The sequence below is a fragment of the Sulfurisphaera javensis genome (assembly GCF_041154675.1).
GTDB lineage: Archaea > Thermoproteota > Thermoprotei_A > Sulfolobales > Sulfolobaceae > Sulfurisphaera > Sulfurisphaera javensis.
This window is the reverse complement of sequence record NZ_AP031322.1, coordinates 711,045-729,792: the sequence shown is the minus strand read 5'-3', so window position 1 is coordinate 729,792 and position 18,748 is coordinate 711,045. Positions and strand designations below refer to the sequence as shown.

General features: G+C 31.6%; 23 protein-coding genes. 13 read left to right on the top strand and 10 right to left on the bottom strand.

What is annotated here, in order from left to right; translation table 11 throughout:
* Positions 1 to 2 precede the first annotated feature (2 nt).
* Both ACAM25_RS03915 and ACAM25_RS03910 read left to right on the top strand, forming a co-directional pair.
* A complete protein-coding gene (locus tag ACAM25_RS03915; protein WP_369611036.1) occupies positions 3 to 389 on the top strand; it encodes a Zn-ribbon domain-containing OB-fold protein in 387 nt (128 codons plus the stop codon).
* Entirely contained in the window at positions 386 to 1,675 is a 1,290-nt protein-coding gene (locus ACAM25_RS03910) for a phenylacetate--CoA ligase family protein (RefSeq protein WP_369611035.1), read from the top strand. The genes ACAM25_RS03915 and ACAM25_RS03910 overlap by 4 nt, the downstream gene beginning before the upstream one ends.
* Here ACAM25_RS03910 and ACAM25_RS03905 read toward each other — a convergent pair whose 3' ends face one another.
* The 4 genes from ACAM25_RS03905 to ACAM25_RS03890 all read right to left on the bottom strand — a co-directional run bounded on the left by ACAM25_RS03905 (position 1,676) and on the right by ACAM25_RS03890 (position 5,089).
* Entirely contained in the window at positions 1,676 to 1,954 is a 279-nt protein-coding gene (locus tag ACAM25_RS03905) for a hypothetical protein (RefSeq protein WP_369611034.1), read from the bottom strand.
* A 101-nt stretch (positions 1,955 to 2,055) separates the two neighbouring features.
* A complete protein-coding gene (locus tag ACAM25_RS03900) occupies positions 2,056 to 2,568 on the bottom strand; it encodes a hypothetical protein (protein ID WP_369611033.1) in 513 nt (170 codons plus the stop codon).
* A 40-nt stretch (positions 2,569 to 2,608) separates the two neighbouring features.
* The gene (locus ACAM25_RS03895; protein WP_369611032.1) at positions 2,609 to 3,775 is read right to left on the bottom strand and encodes an MFS transporter; all 1,167 of its coding nucleotides are present in this window, start codon (positions 3,773 to 3,775) and stop codon (positions 2,609 to 2,611) included.
* A 285-nt stretch (positions 3,776 to 4,060) separates the two neighbouring features.
* Entirely contained in the window at positions 4,061 to 5,089 is a 1,029-nt protein-coding gene (locus ACAM25_RS03890; protein WP_369611031.1) for an RsmB/NOP family class I SAM-dependent RNA methyltransferase, read from the bottom strand.
* Between the two features lie 51 nt (positions 5,090 to 5,140).
* Between ACAM25_RS03890 and ACAM25_RS03885 the strand changes: the two genes are divergently transcribed.
* Positions 5,141 to 5,518, top strand: coding sequence for a hypothetical protein (locus ACAM25_RS03885; RefSeq protein WP_369611030.1), 378 nt, complete (start codon positions 5,141 to 5,143; stop codon positions 5,516 to 5,518).
* Here the strand turns inward: ACAM25_RS03885 and ACAM25_RS03880 are convergent.
* Positions 5,486 to 6,199, bottom strand: coding sequence for a sugar nucleotide-binding protein (locus ACAM25_RS03880; protein WP_369611029.1), 714 nt, complete (start codon positions 6,197 to 6,199; stop codon positions 5,486 to 5,488). The genes ACAM25_RS03885 and ACAM25_RS03880 overlap by 33 nt on opposite strands.
* A 34-nt stretch (positions 6,200 to 6,233) precedes the next feature.
* Here ACAM25_RS03880 and ACAM25_RS03875 point away from each other — a divergent pair, with 34 nt between their 5' ends.
* A complete protein-coding gene (locus tag ACAM25_RS03875; protein ID WP_369611028.1) occupies positions 6,234 to 6,587 on the top strand; it encodes a hypothetical protein in 354 nt (117 codons plus the stop codon).
* Here the strand turns inward: ACAM25_RS03875 and ACAM25_RS03870 are convergent, their stop codons facing one another.
* On the bottom strand, positions 6,588 to 7,016 hold the full coding sequence (locus ACAM25_RS03870; RefSeq protein ID WP_369611027.1) for a hypothetical protein: 429 nt from the start codon (positions 7,014 to 7,016) through the stop codon (positions 6,588 to 6,590).
* A 138-nt stretch (positions 7,017 to 7,154) separates the two neighbouring features.
* On the opposite strand from ACAM25_RS03870, the gene ACAM25_RS03865 reads away from it, so the two are divergent.
* Together ACAM25_RS03865 and ACAM25_RS03860 are read left to right on the top strand one after the other, a co-directional pair.
* Complete coding sequence (locus ACAM25_RS03865) at positions 7,155 to 8,534, top strand: MFS transporter (RefSeq protein WP_369611026.1); 1,380 nt, start codon at positions 7,155 to 7,157, stop codon at positions 8,532 to 8,534.
* A 287-nt stretch (positions 8,535 to 8,821) separates the two neighbouring features.
* Entirely contained in the window at positions 8,822 to 9,106 is a 285-nt protein-coding gene (locus ACAM25_RS03860) for a hypothetical protein (RefSeq protein ID WP_369611025.1), read from the top strand.
* 34 nt (positions 9,107 to 9,140) lie between these two features.
* Here ACAM25_RS03860 and ACAM25_RS03855 read toward each other — a convergent pair whose 3' ends face one another.
* The 4 genes from ACAM25_RS03855 to ACAM25_RS03840 form a co-directional block, all read right to left on the bottom strand.
* On the bottom strand, positions 9,141 to 9,512 hold the full coding sequence (locus ACAM25_RS03855) for a type II toxin-antitoxin system VapC family toxin (RefSeq protein WP_369611024.1): 372 nt from the start codon (positions 9,510 to 9,512) through the stop codon (positions 9,141 to 9,143).
* The gene (locus tag ACAM25_RS03850; RefSeq protein ID WP_369611023.1) at positions 9,499 to 9,726 is read right to left on the bottom strand and encodes a type II toxin-antitoxin system CcdA family antitoxin; all 228 of its coding nucleotides are present in this window, start codon (positions 9,724 to 9,726) and stop codon (positions 9,499 to 9,501) included. Before ACAM25_RS03850 ends, ACAM25_RS03855 begins: the two co-directional genes overlap by 14 nt.
* Before the next feature lie 71 nt (positions 9,727 to 9,797).
* Positions 9,798 to 10,712 (bottom strand): 2-oxoacid:ferredoxin oxidoreductase subunit beta, encoded by a 915-nt coding sequence (locus ACAM25_RS03845; protein ID WP_369611022.1) that lies wholly within the window; start codon positions 10,710 to 10,712, stop codon positions 9,798 to 9,800.
* The gene (locus tag ACAM25_RS03840; protein ID WP_369611021.1) at positions 10,699 to 12,585 is read right to left on the bottom strand and encodes a 2-oxoacid:ferredoxin oxidoreductase subunit alpha; all 1,887 of its coding nucleotides are present in this window, start codon (positions 12,583 to 12,585) and stop codon (positions 10,699 to 10,701) included. The genes ACAM25_RS03845 and ACAM25_RS03840 overlap by 14 nt, the downstream gene beginning before the upstream one ends.
* Before the next feature lie 61 nt (positions 12,586 to 12,646).
* Here ACAM25_RS03840 and ACAM25_RS03835 point away from each other — a divergent pair, with 61 nt between their 5' ends.
* The 7 genes from ACAM25_RS03835 to ACAM25_RS03805 all read left to right on the top strand — a co-directional run bounded on the left by ACAM25_RS03835 (position 12,647) and on the right by ACAM25_RS03805 (position 18,485).
* Entirely contained in the window at positions 12,647 to 13,558 is a 912-nt protein-coding gene (locus ACAM25_RS03835) for an ABC transporter ATP-binding protein (protein WP_369611020.1), read from the top strand.
* Positions 13,536 to 14,369, top strand: coding sequence for an ABC transporter permease (locus ACAM25_RS03830; RefSeq protein WP_369611019.1), 834 nt, complete (start codon positions 13,536 to 13,538; stop codon positions 14,367 to 14,369). Before ACAM25_RS03835 ends, ACAM25_RS03830 begins: the two co-directional genes overlap by 23 nt.
* 124 nt (positions 14,370 to 14,493) lie before the next feature.
* Positions 14,494 to 15,192, top strand: a complete 699-nt coding sequence (locus ACAM25_RS03825; protein WP_369611018.1) for a ParA family protein — start codon at positions 14,494 to 14,496, stop codon at positions 15,190 to 15,192.
* A gap of 9 nt (positions 15,193 to 15,201) precedes the next feature.
* Positions 15,202 to 16,752, top strand: coding sequence for a protein kinase (locus tag ACAM25_RS03820; protein WP_369611017.1), 1,551 nt, complete (start codon positions 15,202 to 15,204; stop codon positions 16,750 to 16,752).
* 23 nt (positions 16,753 to 16,775) lie between these two features.
* On the top strand, positions 16,776 to 17,036 hold the full coding sequence (locus ACAM25_RS03815; RefSeq protein WP_369611016.1) for a hypothetical protein: 261 nt from the start codon (positions 16,776 to 16,778) through the stop codon (positions 17,034 to 17,036).
* Between the two features lie 29 nt (positions 17,037 to 17,065).
* Entirely contained in the window at positions 17,066 to 18,055 is a 990-nt protein-coding gene (locus ACAM25_RS03810) for an arginine deiminase family protein (RefSeq protein WP_369611015.1), read from the top strand.
* A gap of 25 nt (positions 18,056 to 18,080) precedes the next feature.
* A complete protein-coding gene (locus ACAM25_RS03805; protein WP_369611014.1) occupies positions 18,081 to 18,485 on the top strand; it encodes an acyl-CoA thioesterase in 405 nt (134 codons plus the stop codon).
* Positions 18,486 to 18,748: the final 263 nt, after the last annotated feature.

Below are 18,748 nucleotides of genomic sequence, written 5' to 3'. Positions count from 1 at the left end.
AAATGGACGGAATTCCTCTTTTATTTAAATATACAGTTCCAGATAAATTATATGAAAAGTTCTGGGAAGGGCTAAAGAAAGGAGAAATTTATGCAAGTAGATGTAAAAAGTGCGGTTCTTTGTACTTTCCCCCTCAAAGGGACTGTAATAAATGTATGTCATCTGATATGGAATGGGTTAAATTAAAGGAAGAGGGAGAACTCATGACCTTTAGCATTGTTAAGCAAAAACCTCAAGGTTTTGAGTCTTTTCCAGATTATACTGTAGCTATAGTTAGAAATTTGGATGGGGTGAATTTAATGTGTTGGGTTAAAGGAGAACCAAAAGTGGGTAAAAAAGTGAAGTTAACTACAGATGGGCAAAGACTCATTTGTGAGGTGATTGAATGATTCAGTATGATGAAACTGATCCTAAATCACTAACAAAAGATGAAATAAAGGCTGTTCAACAGTTTAGATTCAGAAGAATGATAAAAAGAGTGTTAGAGTCAAGTCCCTTTTATCATAAGGTTATTAAAGAAAAAGGATTAACTGCTGATGACATAAAAACTCCTGATGATTTAGTTAAGTTACCTTTCACGACTAAGGAAGATTTAAGGAAATATGCTTATCCTTATGGAGGGGATTTCTTAACTGTTCCTTTAAGTGAAATTGTAGGTTGGCATATGACTAGCGGAACTACTGGGTTGCCAACAGTTGGAGCTTATACAAAATCTGACATAGAATTATGGGCTAATTTAGTTGCTAGATCTTTAAGGACAGCTGGCGTTACTAAGGATGATGTGATTGCGAACATATATGGTTATGGCCTTTTCACGGGTGGTATAGGATTACATATAGGTGGACAAAAAATAGGAGCTAAGGTTATACCGTGGGGCACTGGAAGAACAGAGGCATTAGTGAAGATTTTAAAAGATTTCAAAGTTACAGTAATAACTGGTACACCGTCTTATGAACTTTATGTTGCTGAGAAAATAAGAGAATCAGGAATTGATACAGAGAAAGACTTAAACTTACGCTTAGCTATCCCTGGAGCTGAAGCAATGACTACAGAAATGCTTTACAGAATAGAAAAAGAATTAGGGCTAAGAGTCAGAGGGGGCGGAGCAAGAGAGATTTATGGTTTAACTGAAGCAATAGGCCCTGGAGTCGCACAAGAATGTCCAGAAGATAAACATGAAAAGATGCACATATGGACTGATCACTTCTATGTTGAAATCATCGATCCGGATACTGGTGAAAGAGTTGGAGAGGGAGAAGAAGGAGAGTTAGTTATAACTCATTTAACGAGAGAGGGAATGCCTTTAATAAGATATAGAACTAGAGATATAACCAAAGTTGAGGAAAGCGAGGATGATATACCTTATCCTACAATCTCTATTATAAAAGGAAGAGTTGATGATGTAATATTTTATAAAGGTGTTAAAATATATCCTACAGCAATTAATGAAGTTATAATGAAATATCCAGAAATTAAAGAATATAAGATAGTGATAACTAAAGAGCCTGCAAAGTTTGAAATCCTTGTTGAAACAGATAAACCATCAGAAGAATTAAGGAGAAAATTAATAGGAGACATCCAGGGAGTAGCTTTCGCAACTCCTGAAATTCAGTTCGTTGCCCCTAATACATTGCCTAGATGGGAGGGTAAATCAAAAAGAGTAGAAATAAAGTGACTAGATAAGAAGAAACAGATTGTTTAATACAACAAATCCCATTATTATTGCTACAATTATCACGGGTAAGATGTATCCTTTTTTCAGAAGAATGTAAGATAATAGAATGACACTAATTTTTAGTATAGTCATTACAATAAACATTAGGTTTCCGGGTAAAGAGGATAAGAATATATTCTCTTCTGTTAATCCTCTGCTTATTCCTATATAAGTTGTTATTACATCGAATAATGAGAACATTGTTACCAACGATAATAAAAAAGATTTTTCAAATCTCATATGCTAATATTTAATTTTCATAAATTTAAATTGCTATTGTTTAAATACAAAAAAATATATACACTTATGTTATTCTGCACACATATACATTATTTTAAAAATTACAAAATTTTTCTCTCTTTTATCTTTTCTCCTAATATAATAAGTCCTATTATTTTTATTACGTCACCAAGAATAGCAACTTCAGAAATGTTGAATAAATACAGAGGAAGTCCTATTGTATAGATTACTGCTCCCCAGAAAAATAAGTTAGAGGCTAATAGAATTTTATTTACAGTTAAATATATTGAAATTCCAGCTACTGGTTCAAAGATATAACCAAGGACGATAAGCTCTAAACCTAAAAAGTAATGAAATGAAGCAAGGATTAACCCTATAAGAGTTATTCCTATTGCTAATGGAGCCATATAATTCATAAAGAACTTTCTTCTCAATGGAGATTTATGATAGAACAGAAAGGCTGGAATAGATAGAATCCAAATTATCCAAAACTGGGCTAGAATAGGTAATGTAAAGACTGATTTAAGTCCAAAAAAAGCAATTTGTATTAAAACAGCAAGTATAAGAAAGCCAGCTACTATACTAGTTAAGTTACCAAATCTGAAATATTCCATAGCATAAAGTTTGATTCAAAAATTAAAAATATTTGTAAGATTAGCTTGAATAAATAACTGTAGGTGTTTTGGTCTTTGGCCATTTTATAATGCTAACTAGAACTAAAGCGATTGCCGAAAATCCAAAGAAATTAATTGCGTCAACTAAAGCATTTATACTATATAATGTTGCTATTAACCCTAAGACTATATTGCTTATTCCACCGACTAATCCTCCAATATTGTAGGATAACCCAGACAGTAAACCTCTAACTTCACTAGGTACTGCTTCAGCTAAAAGTAATGGCATTAATGGCCAGAAGCCCGTAGAAAAGGCATATATCATAGTACCAATTTCGGAAACTACAATTTCTTTAGTGAAAATAGGTACTGCAAAAGGTAATGAAATTAATAAACCTATTACTCCAATATAGATTAGTTTCTTTTTATCTATTCTATCGGCTAATCTCCCGAAAAGAATGAAGGATATAGCTAAGCCTATATTACTTATGAATAGAAGCAAGCCTAATGTCGTTGAGCCCATATGTAAATATTCTTCAGCAATTATAGTATAGTTTCCAAATACTGCAAAATATGCTACAAACATTCCACTCATTCCTAAAGTGGCCTTCAAGAGTAAAGCAATATAGTCTTTATATCTTGGTTTGAAAGTATAACTTGAGTTTTTGCTCTCTTTTAATAATTTCATATAAGGAAGAAGAACTAATGGTAAACTACCAGTTAGTAAGAATATCCTTGGATCATTTCCTACAAGGACGTAAGTTATACCAGTAAGAGCATAACCTATTCCATAACCAGATTGTACTATTCCGGTTATTATTCCTTTTAAACTCAAGGGTGCGTTCTCATAAGCTATTACTGTTCCTGCAGTCCATTGAGCGCCCATAAAGATTCCTTGAAGAAATCTTGATACAAATAAAATTTCAACATTTGGAGCAAAAGCTAAAAGTAATTGGAACAATGCATAACCAGAAGTACCTATTGCGAGAACTGGTTTTCTTCCTATTTTGTCTGCTAATCTACCAAAATAACTTCCTCCTATCGCTCTTCCTATTAATCCAAAACCAAAAAGTATTGAAAAAGAGAACAAATTTAAACCATAGGTTTTTTCGAAAAAGGGAAACACGTATGTAAGTAACAGTAAATCATAAATGTTTCCTGCCCAAGCTAAAGTAGAAATTATTGTACTATGAATATATTGTTTCATAGAATAAAATATGATTTTAAACACGATTTAAAGGTGCTTAAGCAAACTTCTTAAAATTGCATAAAAAGAAAAGGGAATTAAATTAAAAGCGAATACATAGCTAGGCGTAATTCTAAATGTGAATTTATATAATTTTTAGCATTATAAATTAATTCTGATTGAAACTTTTAAAATATCCTTCGATTAACCCTCCGCTTTATAAAGTATTTCTGATAAGTGAGTAATTATGCTGGTTGATCTAAAAACAAGAAGGATAAGGAAAAGCTTTAGGGAAGCTTTCAAAAATTATCCAGTTATTTTAGAAACAAAGAAACCTTCTGTTTGATGCAAGTATGGAATAAATCTATTTCCAATCTCTTCATTAAGACCAAAGTTTAGTGGAGACTTTGCTTTATAATCTTTTACTATATTTTCTCCTTCTTCTGGTAATAAAGAACAAGTAGCATATATTATAAAGGGAGAAATAGCTACAGCATTATCTAACAATCTTCTTTGTAGAGTTGAAAGTTCAGTTATCCTTTCCTTGGTAAGTTTTACTAAGACTGTTGGTTCGTTTCCTATCATTCCAGTAGAACTGCATGGTGCATCTAATAACACCTTGTCACTCTTTATGATACTGTTTTTAGTAGAGTCTTGATGAACTATTTGAATTTTATCAAAGTTTACTCCAACATCATGTAAAAACTTAATCTCTCTTTCAATTCTTTTAAAATCAATATCAGATATTATTAACTTGCTTTGATTTTCAGTTAAAGCCATTATTAAAGACGCTTTAACACCCGGAGAGGAAGTCATGTCAAAGATGAGATCTCCTTTTTCAGGTTTTAAAGCTTCTACAACTGCCATGCTAGCCTTATCTTGAATGATAACTTTAAACTCTTTAAAAGGCTTGGTTCCTCTAATATTTCCTTTTATAACTTTGTAAGCGTACTTAATATCTTTATCTCTTTCAAGCTCTATTCCTTCTTTTTCTAATTCTTTAATTGTCTTATCCTCATCAGCTTTTAAAGTATTTACCCTAATCCATGTAGTTTTTTCTAAGAACGCTTGTTTAAGTTTCTCGATGTCATATATTTCTTTTAGTTCGTTTTCTAGCCATTGTGGAAAGGTAATTTTTACACCATCTTTGAGGAACTCTTTTACTTTCTTCCTATAGCTTTTTCCATGAAGAGAATAATAGGAAAGTACTAATTGTCTAGCCTCTTCGTAAGAGTCTTTTTCATCTTTACTTAACTCTTTTGCTTTCTTATACGCAACGGGCAATGGATATCCTTTATCAACGAAGTAGAGAACTTTGCTTAGGAAATCTTCCACATTATACTCTATATGGCAAAAATATTTAAGCTTGGAATGAGAATATGACTTATGAAAGTTGAAAAACTAGAAAAATTATACTTTACCGCAGTTTATGATATTGAGAACGCGAATAACGCTAATGAATTACTAAGGAGAGTTGGTAAATCCTTATTCTTGTTATTGAGACTCATGTATAGAAGAAAAGCTGAAATTAGTAGATCTTTAGGTAGAGAAATTACAAAGTTTCTCTATGAAGAAGAGAGCCTAGACAGTAAGATAGAGAGACTTTCTCACATAGTCAGTTTAATGAGGTATGAAGCAGTTACTACAAAATTCCCCTATATAGATTTTTACATGCAGAACTTTGTCTCTGAAATGGATAGGGTAATGATGACTAAAGGATATAAGTTCTTCCTAACTTCTGACAGAAAAACCAAGACTATTTAGTAACCAGCTATCCAAAGAAAAGTCGAAGTAGCCTCCCTCATAAGGAATAACTTCAGTCTCAAACATTTCACCAAGCTCTTTACACACATTATATATACTCCTTCTCTTTCCTCCTAAGTTCACCACTCCCCTTATTTCCTTTTTAATCAGAGAAGAAATTATTTCACTCGCTTCACTAACTGTAATTGGGGAAACATAGAAATTAACGTTACACTTAATTTTCCTTCTCTTTATCATTGTTTTTATAAAAGGGAAGAGAAGCCCTTTATATTGCATAGAATAAAGTAATCCTAACCTTATAATAAGATAATTTCCTAAGCTCATTATGCCAGACTCTCCAACCAATTTCGTTAAGCCATAATAGTTTAACGGGTTTGGTGTAGAAGTTTCAGAGTAATAACCTTTCTTTCCATCAAATATCATAAAAGTTGATAAATAGACATTAACAGCTTTTATCTTATTTGCAGCCCTAGCTATATTTATTGCATACCAAGCGTTAATGTTCCAAGCTAATGTTTTATTCTTGTTTGCCTCAGAATAAGGAATTTCAAAAGTATGAATTACTACAGTAGGTTTCTCTTCAATAACTTTTTGCGGTGAAGTTATAACTATAACATTATCAAAGAAGTTAGCTATAGATTCCCCTAGTTCCCCTTCAGACGTTACTCCGACGATCAACATATATATTTATAAAGGAAGAGTAAAAAGTTTATACGTGACTGATGTCATTCAAAAATTTGTTGAATTAGAAGGTGGAGATGAAAATGAAGTAAGATTACTAAGTAGTTTGTGGAGTGAAAAATTAACTAAACTTAAGCTCTCCGATTTTCAAATTTTGGAAAAAACTGAGGGAAACACTTTGTCCTTGTTAGTGTTCAAAGGGAACATTATATCTATTTACCATAAACCGAGTGGATTATTTCTTTTAATTTACGGAATTTCTGCCTTAGAGCTAGAAACTTTCAGATATATTGTGTTAAAATCAAAAAACCCAGATAATGACTTTGTTTCTTTAGTTTACGAATATCTAAACAAAGGAAACGGTAGATTAGGTTTTTCAAAGGAATAATTATTTTACAGTTTCGAAATATACTAAATCTTGCAATTCATTACAAGAGGATTTGTCACCCTTAATACATCCTCTTATTAGGTAGAGGTAAAACAGAACATCTTTAGCTTTTTCTGTCTCAAAGTTTTCTTCAATTTCTTTAATTACTTTATCTAAAGCTTTCCTTAAATAATCTTCCCTTCCTACGTTTATTTTTCCTTCCTCCGTAATTATTTCATCGTCTGTCTTTAAGAATTTGTACAATACTGTTTTTCTTGTAGATATTCTAGATGCAAATATATTTTTATATACTCTTACCAATAAAATACTGAACTTATCATTGAATATTAAAACTCTGTTAGGTCCCTTTATTTCTATTGTAGAGAACCCTTTAGGTAATTTTCTAATATTTCCGTTTTCATCTAAAAGATCCTTAATTGTATATCCCATGAGATAAGATGTGTGACGAGATATATATAGTTTCCCTATCAAGTCTATATATACCTATATAAGCTATTAATATAACTATATTATTATAGGGAATAAATACATAATCTTTATAAAGGATTAATAATATCTTAATTTAAAATGAAATTATCAGATGTTTTCAAACCTCTCGATAGCAGAAACTTCGACGTATGGCATATAAAGTCTTTATTAACTACTGGAATGGGAGTCTTTACTGATGGATATGATCTTTCTTCAATAGGAATAGTATTAACTACTGTTTTAGCAACTTTTGGAATAACTAAAAACTCTCCAGACTATCTTTTGTGGGATAGCCTTATTGCTGGCTCAGCTTTAATAGGAGCTGCAATAGGTGCTATAGTTTTTGGAATTCTTTCAAACAGAGGTAGGAAAACATTCTACGGTATTGACGTGGCCTTACTTTCAATAGGCGCATTATTGCAAGCTTTTGTGACTTCATCATTAGAACTTGTTATAGTTAGGGGACTTCTTGGTCTAGGTGTTGGCGCTGATTACGTTCTTTCGCCAATGATAATGGCAGAACACTCTAATGCTAAGGACAGAGGAAAATTAATTGCTTTCGGTTTTGGAATGATGTGGGGCTTTGGTGCTACTACGGCTGCAGCAATTTACTTAATATTACAAGCTTTAGGAGTACCTTCCTCGATAGCTTGGAAAATTGTTTTAGCTTCTGGCGCAATTCCAGCTGCCTCAGTAATTTATTTAAGGAGAAAAATCCCAGAAACACCCAGATACTTACTAAGAATCAAAGGTGATACTGAGAAGTTTAAGGAGGTAGTAAGAACTTTAACAAAAACAGAGACTAATGTATCATCAAATCTGAAAGATGATATACCATTTAGCGTATACTTTAAGAAGTTCTGGAAAATATTCGTTCCAGCTGCACTACTTTGGTTCTTATTTGATATTGTAGCTTACGCTGGAATTTTATTTGGTCCTTCTGATATAGCTTCGAGCGTAGGGATTAATAATAGTGCAATATTTCAATTTATTATGGAATTTGGATTCGTCATACCTGGTGGATTGGTTGCAATATTTACCATTGATAGAATAGGAAGAAAACCTATGCAAGTTTTAGGTTTCTTTGGAATGGCTAGTTCTTTACTAGCATTTGCAGCATTAAAAGCTTATATACCAGCTGTTGGGGCCTTAATACTCTACGGTATGGAAAATTTCTTTATGCAGGCAGGACCAGGTTCAATAAGTGCAGCCGGATTATTAGGAGTTGAATTAGCACCAACAAAAGTAAGAGGAACTGTCCAGTCAATTACAGTTGCTGCTGGAAGAACGGGAGCTTCGTTGACGTCCTTTGTTTTTCCAGAACTTTTCAGTATGTATGGAGAAGGATTTGCAGTTGGTTTCTTAAGTTCTTTAGCATTTGTTGCAGCCATAATAACTTTACTCTTTATACCAGAGACAAAGAATAAACCACTCGAAGTTGCTTCTGGTGAAGAATTAGTTTCAGAACAAATTAAGTAAGTTTAAATTTTGTGTGATTAATAAGGCATAAATTATTTTTCTAATTAATATCTCGTTTTCTAATTAACTATTTATAAAGAGAATGATTTTTTATATAATACAATGTTGTTAGAGATGCTAATGCTTTAATGGTTTAATAAAATAATACCTCAAATTGTGATCATATCTTTTCCTTCATTTACTTCCTTTAATTGTAATTATAATATTTGAACCAATGGATTTAAACACTTCAAATATGATTAACAAAAGTTTATATTTTAGTATTACATATTATATAATGGATAGTCATGAGTGCATTAGTAAATAAGAAGAGGAAGGAAATAGAGGAGAATTTAGAAGTCGTTTATGACGATGATGAGGTTACAGTAGTAATAGCGCCAGAAGAAGATGAATTAAAGAGAGTTATTGTTGATTTACTTAAAGAGAAGCCAATGGACGTAAAGGAAATTCATTCAGTGTTAACTAATTTAGCAAGTGATGAGAAGATAAGAAAGGCTTTATATGAGTTAGCAGAAGAGGGAAGAGTTATAGAAGACAGAAAAACTAAAAAATTCATTTTAGTAGGTAACTAAATCTTTTAGGTTTAATAAAGTCCAACTTTTCCCTCTAATTTGAAAATATCTCATGTATTGATTTAGCTCCTTTACTTCTTAAATCCTTATCCTCACTTAGTAACGTTAAGTTATATTTTTTACTTAGGTATAAGTACACAGAGTCATAATACGTTAGATTTTCATTTATTGCGAGTTTAAGCACTTCACTGTTTAGGCTAACATTTTCAATTTGAATAAGATTAAGAATGTTTAAAAAGTGATGAAGTAGTTCCATTTTCTTTGTTTTCCATAAGAAATTTCCTATTTCATAAAAGACTAAATCTGCTGTTATACATCTCTCCAATATGTCTATTGACTTATCTTTTTTGGTTAAAATTAACTCTATAATTGAACTTGTATCAATTACGTATTCAAGTTTTTTCATCTCTGATCTCTCTTATTATTTTAACGATTTCTTGTGATGATAAGTTTAATTCCTTGGAAATAATTAGAGCACTTTTTCTGGCTTCTTCTTTTTCCTTTTCTTTTATTTCTTCTTCAAGAGCTCTCCTTAGCACCTCAGAAATATTAATATTATACTTTTTCGCTTTTTCCCATAAGTCTCTTCTTACTTTGGTTGATATTGTAACCCAGCTCACAAGATTATCTACATTTTATGTAGTAATAAGTTTTACTCCAATAATAAAAAGTGAACGTGCGGAGTAAAAAATTAAATTCTTTTAGCCTTAATAAGTTCATCAATTTTTGTAGTACTTATTCCGTTTATTTCTATTGGTTGTTTTGCTGGATAAAAGTCCTTATAGTTAGGTATATTCATAGTTAGCCTGTCTTCAAAAGTTGGTACAAACTCATTTTGATAGAATATTCCTATTGGGATTTTATCACCCCACTCATAAGATTTCATTAATGCTTGTTCAAACTTCTTTTGAGCTTCTTCTTCTCTTCTAACTACGGGATCCCAACCTGGTGTATTATCTAATTTATAAACTCTTTTATCATACCATTCTTTAGTATTTATATCATTATATGTTGGACATGGCTGAAGAATATCAATCAATGCACTCCCTTTATGTTGTATTGCCTTCTTTATTAATTCCTTAAGGTGAATAACGTCATATGCATAACCTCTTGCAACAAATGTATATCCGCTAGCTAAAGCAACAGCTAATGGGTTTACAGCATCCATTATGTTTGGTTTAGGTAATGATTTAGTCTTTTCTCCCCTATGCAAAGTTGGAGAAGCTTGTCCTTTTGTTAAACCATAAACTCCATTATCATGTATTAAAACTGTTATGTCAATGTTTCTTCTTCCTAAATGGACAAAGTGACCCATTCCAATTCCTAAACCATCACCGTCTCCTATGTTCACAATTACCTCTAAAGAGGGATTAGACAATTTTATTCCAGTAGCGTATGCAATAGATCTGCCATGAAGTGTATGAACGCCAGAAATTGGCAAATTCACAAAGTGTGGTAACTTACCCGAACATCCGATTCCAGAGACAATAACAATTGATTTAGGATTTATTCCTAGTTCTCTAATTGCCATCTCTTCAGCTCTTAATATACCAAAGTTTCCACAGCCTGGACACCAATCTACAAATACTGGTTTACGCTCCGCCATACAATACCACCCTCTTTTGATCAGTTTGTAAAATCTTTTTCACTCCATCTATTACTTCTTCCCTAGTTATAGGTCTTCCGGTCCACTTTAATATATAATTTGTGGCAAAAATTCCAGTTTGTTCAGCTAAGATTTCTGCTCCTTGGCCTTGATAATTATTTTCAATTGCAATGATCTTACTTTTACCAGAAAGTACTTTCTTCATCAAGTTTTTGGGATAAGGATTAAACATCCTTACTTGAACCATCATAACTTTAATCCCATCTTTACTTAATTCATCCATTGCTTCTAATATTGCTCCTTTTGGAGAACCCCACGTAAGTAATACTATATCAGAATCCCCAACAATGTTAACCCTTTGTTCCTCTGGTATTTCTTTATCAGCAGTTTCTAATTTTTTCATTCTTTTTTCATACATCTTCATCCTATTAATACTGTTTTCAGTTATGTGACCTTCTTCGTTATGTTCATCTCCACAATGGAAAATACTAGCTTCGCCAAGGAATGCTCTTGGCGATATTCCATCTTCAGTTATCTCAAACCTATTAAAGTAATCTCCATTAGGTTTTACTATTTTCCCTCTTTCAATTACATAAGGCTTATTAGTTATTAGTTCCTCGTCAAAGACTGAATATGCATTTGCTAATGTTTTTTCAATTATATGAATTACTGGAGTTTGATACTTCTCAGCAAGGTTTAAGGCCCAAATTGCGTCCCAAAAGATCTCAACATGATCTCCAGAGGCAATAACTATTCTAGGGAACTCTCCATGTCCTACGTTTAATGCAAATTTTAAGTCAGCTTGACCAGATCTGGTAGGCAAGCCAGTTGATGGAGCTCCTCTCATGTAATAAGTTATAACAACAGGTACTTCGTTCATCCCAGCCCAGCTTATTCCTTCAGCCATTAGTGAAAATCCTGGCCCAGAGGTTGCCGTTGCTGCCCTAACTCCGGTTAATGCTGCTCCATTTGCCATGTTGATTGCTGCTAACTCATCTTCCGTTTGAACGACAACTACTCCACCTTTTCTTAGTTCATTTCCTTCGACTATCATATCTAAGTTTTGGTTAGCTTCAATATAGACGCTTTCGTCTGATGCAGGAGTTATTGGATAGTATGACTGAAATCTTAATCCACCAGCAAGCTTACCTAATGCTGAAATTGTATTACCGTCAACCTGAATTCTTGGCTTTTCTATTTTATATTCTTGTAATTTATATGTGTTAGGAACAGAATTATAACCTAGTTCAGCAGCCATGGTATTAAACTTTACGAATAATTCATTTTTGAAAGTTGAGGTAATAGCATCTTTAATGTAATCAAATTTTAAGCCTAGTAGTCCGTAAGATGCTCCAACAGCAATCATGTTTTTAGCTCTTTCAACAACTGACATTGGGACTTTAAATGTGTCTGCAATCTTCTTTATTAACTCTGTATAATTAAATCCTATTGTTTTTACTCCTCTTTTCTTTACATATTCGAGTACGTCTTTAAGAGTAAATCCAAGTCCTTCTTTTCGCAAAATATCTTTCACTTGTTCAGCCATTTCAGGCTCCATAGATTTAACTAAATCTACTGAGGTGTTTTCAAATTCAATGTTATAGATTAAATAATCTGTAACTTCAGTAAAGTGTTGGAATACTGTTTCGGCATCAAATGTAGCCAATATGTTTGTATATGAAGAAAGACTCTTCACAGGTTTTTCGCTTATTACAACTTCAAAATAACTATGTCTACCTTTTATGTTAGAATAATATTCTCTGTTACCAAAAAGATAATAGCCAGCTTTAGCAACGGCATTTCCAAAGATGTTAGCTGAAGTGTCAACTCCGAGCCCTTGTGCTCCTCCTATCATCCACACAATTCTGCTCATATTCTATTCTCTTAGCTTTGAAGGTTAAAATGTTTTTTATTCTGAAATCTTAATTTAAGTTATGATTGAAGTTATTGGGCTTGTTAAGAGATATGGCAATAGGGAAGTTCTTTCTAATGTTTCGATTAATGTTAAAAAAGGAGAATTTGTTTCATTAATAGGCCCTAATGGTGCTGGTAAAACAACTATGATTAGGAGTATCTTAACTTTGATAAGACCAGATAAAGGTGAAATTAGAATTTTAGGAAAGAATCCTTTTAAAGACAAGAAAGTCTTTAAGAATCTTGGTTATGTTCAAGAATTGCCTAATCTTCCTCCTTTTATGACAGGAAGGCAAGTCTTAGAATTATCAGCTAAAATAAAAGGAGTAAAGAAAGACGAAATTGACGAAATACTAGATGTTGTTGGTATGACTGAGTTTGCTAATAGGCAAATTGCTAAATATAGTAAGGGAATGATACAGAGGATAGCCATTGCAGAGGCCCTTTTAGGAAATCCTGAAATTCTAATTTTAGATGAACCAAATATAGGTATTGATCCAATTTTTACGCTAAAGGTAAGACAGATTTTTGATAGACTTAAAAGAGAAGGTTCCTCAATTTTAATGACCTCTCATGAGCTAGAGGATGTAAAGAAATTGTCTGATAGGGTTTATATGATTTATAAAGGTAAAATAATCTTTGAAGGGAACGTTGAAGACTTAGTGAAGAAATTCCTAGGAATTCAAGTGATTATAGAGAGTGATGATGATGATAAAGAGAAAATTGTTAACTTTCTTTCTTCGCTTGAATATGTTAAAAAAGTGTTTAAAGAGGGTTCCAGAGTTATAATTTCTATGTCAGAAGATAAAAGAGAGGAATTGCTTGAAAAGCTTATTTCTTCTGGGTTTAAGATTAAAGGTTTTTACTTAGATTTAAATCTTGAAGAGGCTTATTCTAGGGCGATAAATAGTGTTGGAAATAATGCTTTATGAATGGAGAAGGGCATTTTCTAGGAAGAAAGTTATAGTTTTAGTTATTGTTTCTCTCTTTTTTGAAATTGCTGTATACTTAGCAGTAGCTTTTGTTCCTTCAGAAAGGGTTAAAGTTTTACTAACTCCTTTTTATCCATACATGTGGGCTTTAGGAGTTCTTTTGCCTCAAAGTCTTTTACTTCACTTTTTAGCAATATCAATTTCTTCCGGATCTATGTCAGAAGAATATGAACAAGGAACTATAGATTTCTTTCTTACAAAAGCTATTACTAGGAGCAGGTTTATAACTGAAAAATGGTTAGGTTCTTTTACCTTATTAGTTTTCATTTATGGTATTATGGTAATCCTTTCTCTTTTAATGTCTTTTTCTCTTTTTGGGAGTCAACAAGATGTTTATCTTTTACCCGAAATTGTTGCTTCTGTTTTATTTTCTTCTTTAGTATTTTTCAATATTGCCTTTATGATAGGTGAAGTATTAAGAAGAAGTAGCTTATCCTTTATAATTTCAAGTTCAATTCTAATAGGTTCAATTTTAGTATCTGACGTGCTTGAATTTATCAATCTAATAACTCATTCTCCTCAATATATTACAATTGCTGAATACTTACCATCATGGGGAGCAACACAATTACCATTTATTTTAGTTAGTAATTCTCCTTTTAGTATATTAATTCAAGCAATCGATTTGTTGCCCACTATATCTAATAACATTAATATAGCAATTATTTCAGTCTTAGTATATTCGATAATTCCTATCGTAATGAGCTTTAGTAGTTTCTTGAATCGAGATATACCAAAAAAGATAAGCTAATAAATATTAAATTATGTTATTTTGTATTTCACTAAAAACGAAGTACTTAAGTTTTAATGAAGAATTGACTATCTATATTTTATAAGGAATATTTATAAGTCTTAAAAAGAGAATAATAATTATAATGAATAGGATTAATATTATAAGTTTAAAAGGAGGGGTCGGTAAATCTTTAATTGCCTTTCAATTAGCTAAAAAACTTTCAATAAATAGAAAAGTCGCATTGATAGATAGATCATTCTCAAAAACTATTTCTAACTTTTTTGGCATAAAGGACGAATTTCCAAGCGGTGTATATTGGAAAGATGTTGGAGGTATAAGAATAGTTGATCTAAGTTGCTCTACTAGCTTTATGTCACTAGAAAGAGAAAAAATTGTAGAAGAATATAGAAAATATAAAGATTTTGATATAATTATTGTAGATAATCCTCCTCTTCCATCAGATCAGTGCTTTGAAATGGATTTAACCTCGTGGATACTAGCTACCAATGAATATGTTTATAAGGCCATTCCAATTTTAGCCCCTCCAGACGAGATAATTGATTACACTATGAGGATTATGTTACCTATCAATGACTTTCTTTCAGATCTCTTAAAGAAGAACTTTAACATAAAAACTAGTTCTAGATTATTTAATCCATTAGCAATTATAGTTAATCAAGTAAAGAGTGGATATCAGATTAATTACGATAACATTAGAAAATATTTTAGAGATACGTTTATTTTCACAATTCCATTTAAAAAGGAGGTTCTTATAAAGCACTTTGACACGGATTTAACTGAGTTAGATCCTTTCGTTGAATATATTAGATCTTATATTTAATATTCAATTGTGTTAAGAGAGTTAGTTCATAATTTCGGAGTTGTTGTTTTTTCGTTAGGTATACTTCTCGCACTTCTTTCAGTTTACGATCTACTTCTCCTACCTTTTGCTTTTCTTTTTATCTTATTAGGTTATCTTGCACTCCTTTTACTTTATAGAGACTATAAAAAAGCCCTAATTGAAGGATTAAAAATTCCAATCATTATTATCTTAATTTTTGTTGCTTTTTATATTCTAAAATTTGCAAAAATCTTTCCTTATGTATATGAAATTGATGGAGGAATTGGGGGAGCAGTGGCTTTTTTGATTTATAGATTAAGATGGAATATATGCAGAGAGAACAATTGTAGAGTAATCCTTAGATACGTACAAAAATCGAATGATTATTTAAATTGCAGAAATTTAATCAAATTTGCTGAATGCTTTGCAAGAGCTGATGCGGAGTACTACTTTGTTCAAACTATTAGAAAAATGAGGAAAAAAGACTTAGAAAAATTAAGTGAGATGAATTTACCGGGCAAATATCTTTACATTTTGTCCCATTTTTATCAAGAAAAGAGAAACGAGCTATTGGTGAGAGCATGTAAAGATGGGTTTAAACAAGCATGTAAAGAATGGAAGCCAGTTATGTGGAAAGGAAGTACAATAAACGGTTATAAGATTGTTGATGTGATTGGTGAAGGAGGATTAAGTTATGTCCTTAAAGCTGAAAAAGGAGGAAAATTATATGCAATAAAAATTCCAAAACTTAACCCAAGTAGTTTTACAACAAGAAGTATAAAGGATATGTTAATGGATATAAAGAATGAAGAAAGCGTATTAGTACAACTTTCAGAAAAATCCCCAAATATTGTTAAAGTTTATGCGGTTCATTTCGATGAGCCAGATATCTATGCTATTTTAAAGGGTGATATTACAAATTATATTCTAAACCCCCCTCATATAGTCCTAGAGTATATGGCTGGTGGTTCAGCGAATGATTACAATTTCACAGATCCTAGATGGAGAAAAGTTGTTTATCTAATTATAGCAAAAATAGCCTCTAGCTTAGATAAAATACATAAGAGTGGTTATGTTCATTCTGATGTAAAACCTCATAATATACTGTTTACTTCTCCTTTAACTAAAAAGCCAGATGAGAATTTGAAAGCGTTAATGTCTGGGAAGATTGAAGTTAAATTAAGCGATTTAGGGAGTGCAGTTAAAGTGGGTGAAAAAGCAATTCAATTGACTCCAGAGTACGCTTCAATAGAGCATGTAAGGTCTATGATTTTAGGAGGGATTACACCATTTGATGATATATACTCTTTGGGTGCAACAGCTTTTAAGTTGTTAACTGGAAAAATACTTAATTCACCACAAATGATTAAAGCTTACGAAGATTTCTTTGCAACAATGAATTTGTCTGTGTTAGATCTTAAGTTATATGTTACTAGAGACTACTCTCCTTTAAATATCGTTGAAAGGGATGTAGCAAATTTTATTATGTACATGACTTCTCCTACAAAGAGGCCTACAGCATCTGAAGTCTTTAGATTCTTTTATTCGAAAGTTTTTTAATTTTATCATTCATATATCTAAATATGCAAGAAACAGAAAATGAGATAATTATTGAAATCCCAAATTTCCAACCGATAAGAATAAATAAAAAGAATGTAGAAAAAATAGAGGATTCTGTACCGCCAGATGATATATGCAAAATGATAATGAACTTATACGAGAAGGGAGTTATTGTAGCTGGAACGACTATTGATGGTAAAACTTCTTATTATAATGTAAAGCCAGGAAAGACATGTAAAAAGATTACTTTAAAAGATGGAAGAGTGTTTTACATTTCATCCTAATTTTTTACGTTTAAATAAAATGTATATTCATGTCAGCAAAATCCGAATGGGCAAAGCTTAGGGAAGTAGCTGTCCATAAACCCGGAAATGAGGTTATATTTGCATTACTTAATCCCTCGGAGTTCCTTTTTGAAAGATCATTTAATCTAAGCAAAGCTAGGAAGGAACATGATGAACTTAGGAAAACGTTAGAAGAAGAAGGAATAAAGGTTTATAGATTAAGACAAACTTTCATTAGAAAAATAAAAGGAGATAAGCAGTTTCGTGAGAAAATAAAAACTATAGTTAATTCTAACCTTGATGATCCCAATTACCTTGTCGAATTACTCATTCTTAGACCCTCAATAAGTGAAGGAAAAGTTATAATTTCCGACCCGTTACCTAACCTTTATTTCATGCGAGATCAACAAATTACTGTAAAAGATGGTATTATAATCGGTAAGATGGCAACAAAACAAAGAGAAAGGGAAGTAGAGATAACAAAACTATTCTGGGAAGCTCTTGGAATTAATTATAGAGAAATAAGGAAAGGAAAGTTAGAGGGAGGAGACTTTTTCCCAATGGACGATTTTCTATTAATAGGAATTGGGAATAGAAGTGACATTGATGGAGTTTCTGAGCTTTTTAATTACGGAGAAGTTGCGGTTGTTCATGAAAGTAGAAAGGAATTCTTTCATTTAGATACGTTCTTTAATGTTCCTTCATCAAATACTGTAGTTGGAGTAAAGAAGCTTATGGAAGAAAGTAAAACTGAGGTTTATTATTACGGCAAGCTTATCGAGGTAACTACTTTTTACGATTATATAACAAGAAAAAAAGGATTTAATTTAATAGAGATAAGTGAAAGAGAAGCTAAACAACATTTAACAAACTTTTTAACTATTGATGATGGTAAAATTATCTCTCCAAAAAATAGTAAGAAGTTTAAAGAGTTTGATGTTATAGAAGTAAATGTTGAAAATTTAACTGGTGGAGCTGGAGGAATTCATTGTATGACTGCAGTCATTAGAAGAGATTAAAAGCTTCAAAGAAAAATAATAAAGTATGTCCTCAGCTGAATTTATCTTTGAGGAAACAGTAAGAATATATGATACCGACGCACAAGGAATAGCACATTATGCTTCATATTACAGATTCTTTACAAACACGATAGAAAAGTATATGAGAGAAAAAGCCGGAATACCCTATCCTAATGTAAATGATGAATTATGGTTTGTCATGGTTGAGTCTCATGCAACTTACAAGAAACCAGTAAAGTTAGGGGATAGATTAACGATACTTCTTTCTCCTAAAGCTTTATCAAAAAAGGTAATTAGATTTGATTTTAAAATATTAAAAGAAGGACAAGTTACTACTGAAGGATATGTTATTCAAGTCGCTATAAATCCTAAAGTTTGGAAATCAGTTGAAATACCAGAAGATATTCTAAAGAAAATTGTGAGTGTTTGAGAGTTTATACTTGATAATTCTTCTTACTAATTAATCTTTATATCAATTATAAAAACTGTAATTATAAATTTCGAAGAAATAGGTACAATAAAGGATTAAAAGATATAATTTTTACTGGAATGAAAAATAACTTTCAAATAAACAGTTTTTACCAACTAAGAGGAAAAAAGTGAATAAAAGTTTATTTTGGGTTAAAGTAATAAAAATGAAAGAAAATCAGAATACTACAATAACAAAGTACTTAATTAAGAAAAATAATAAGG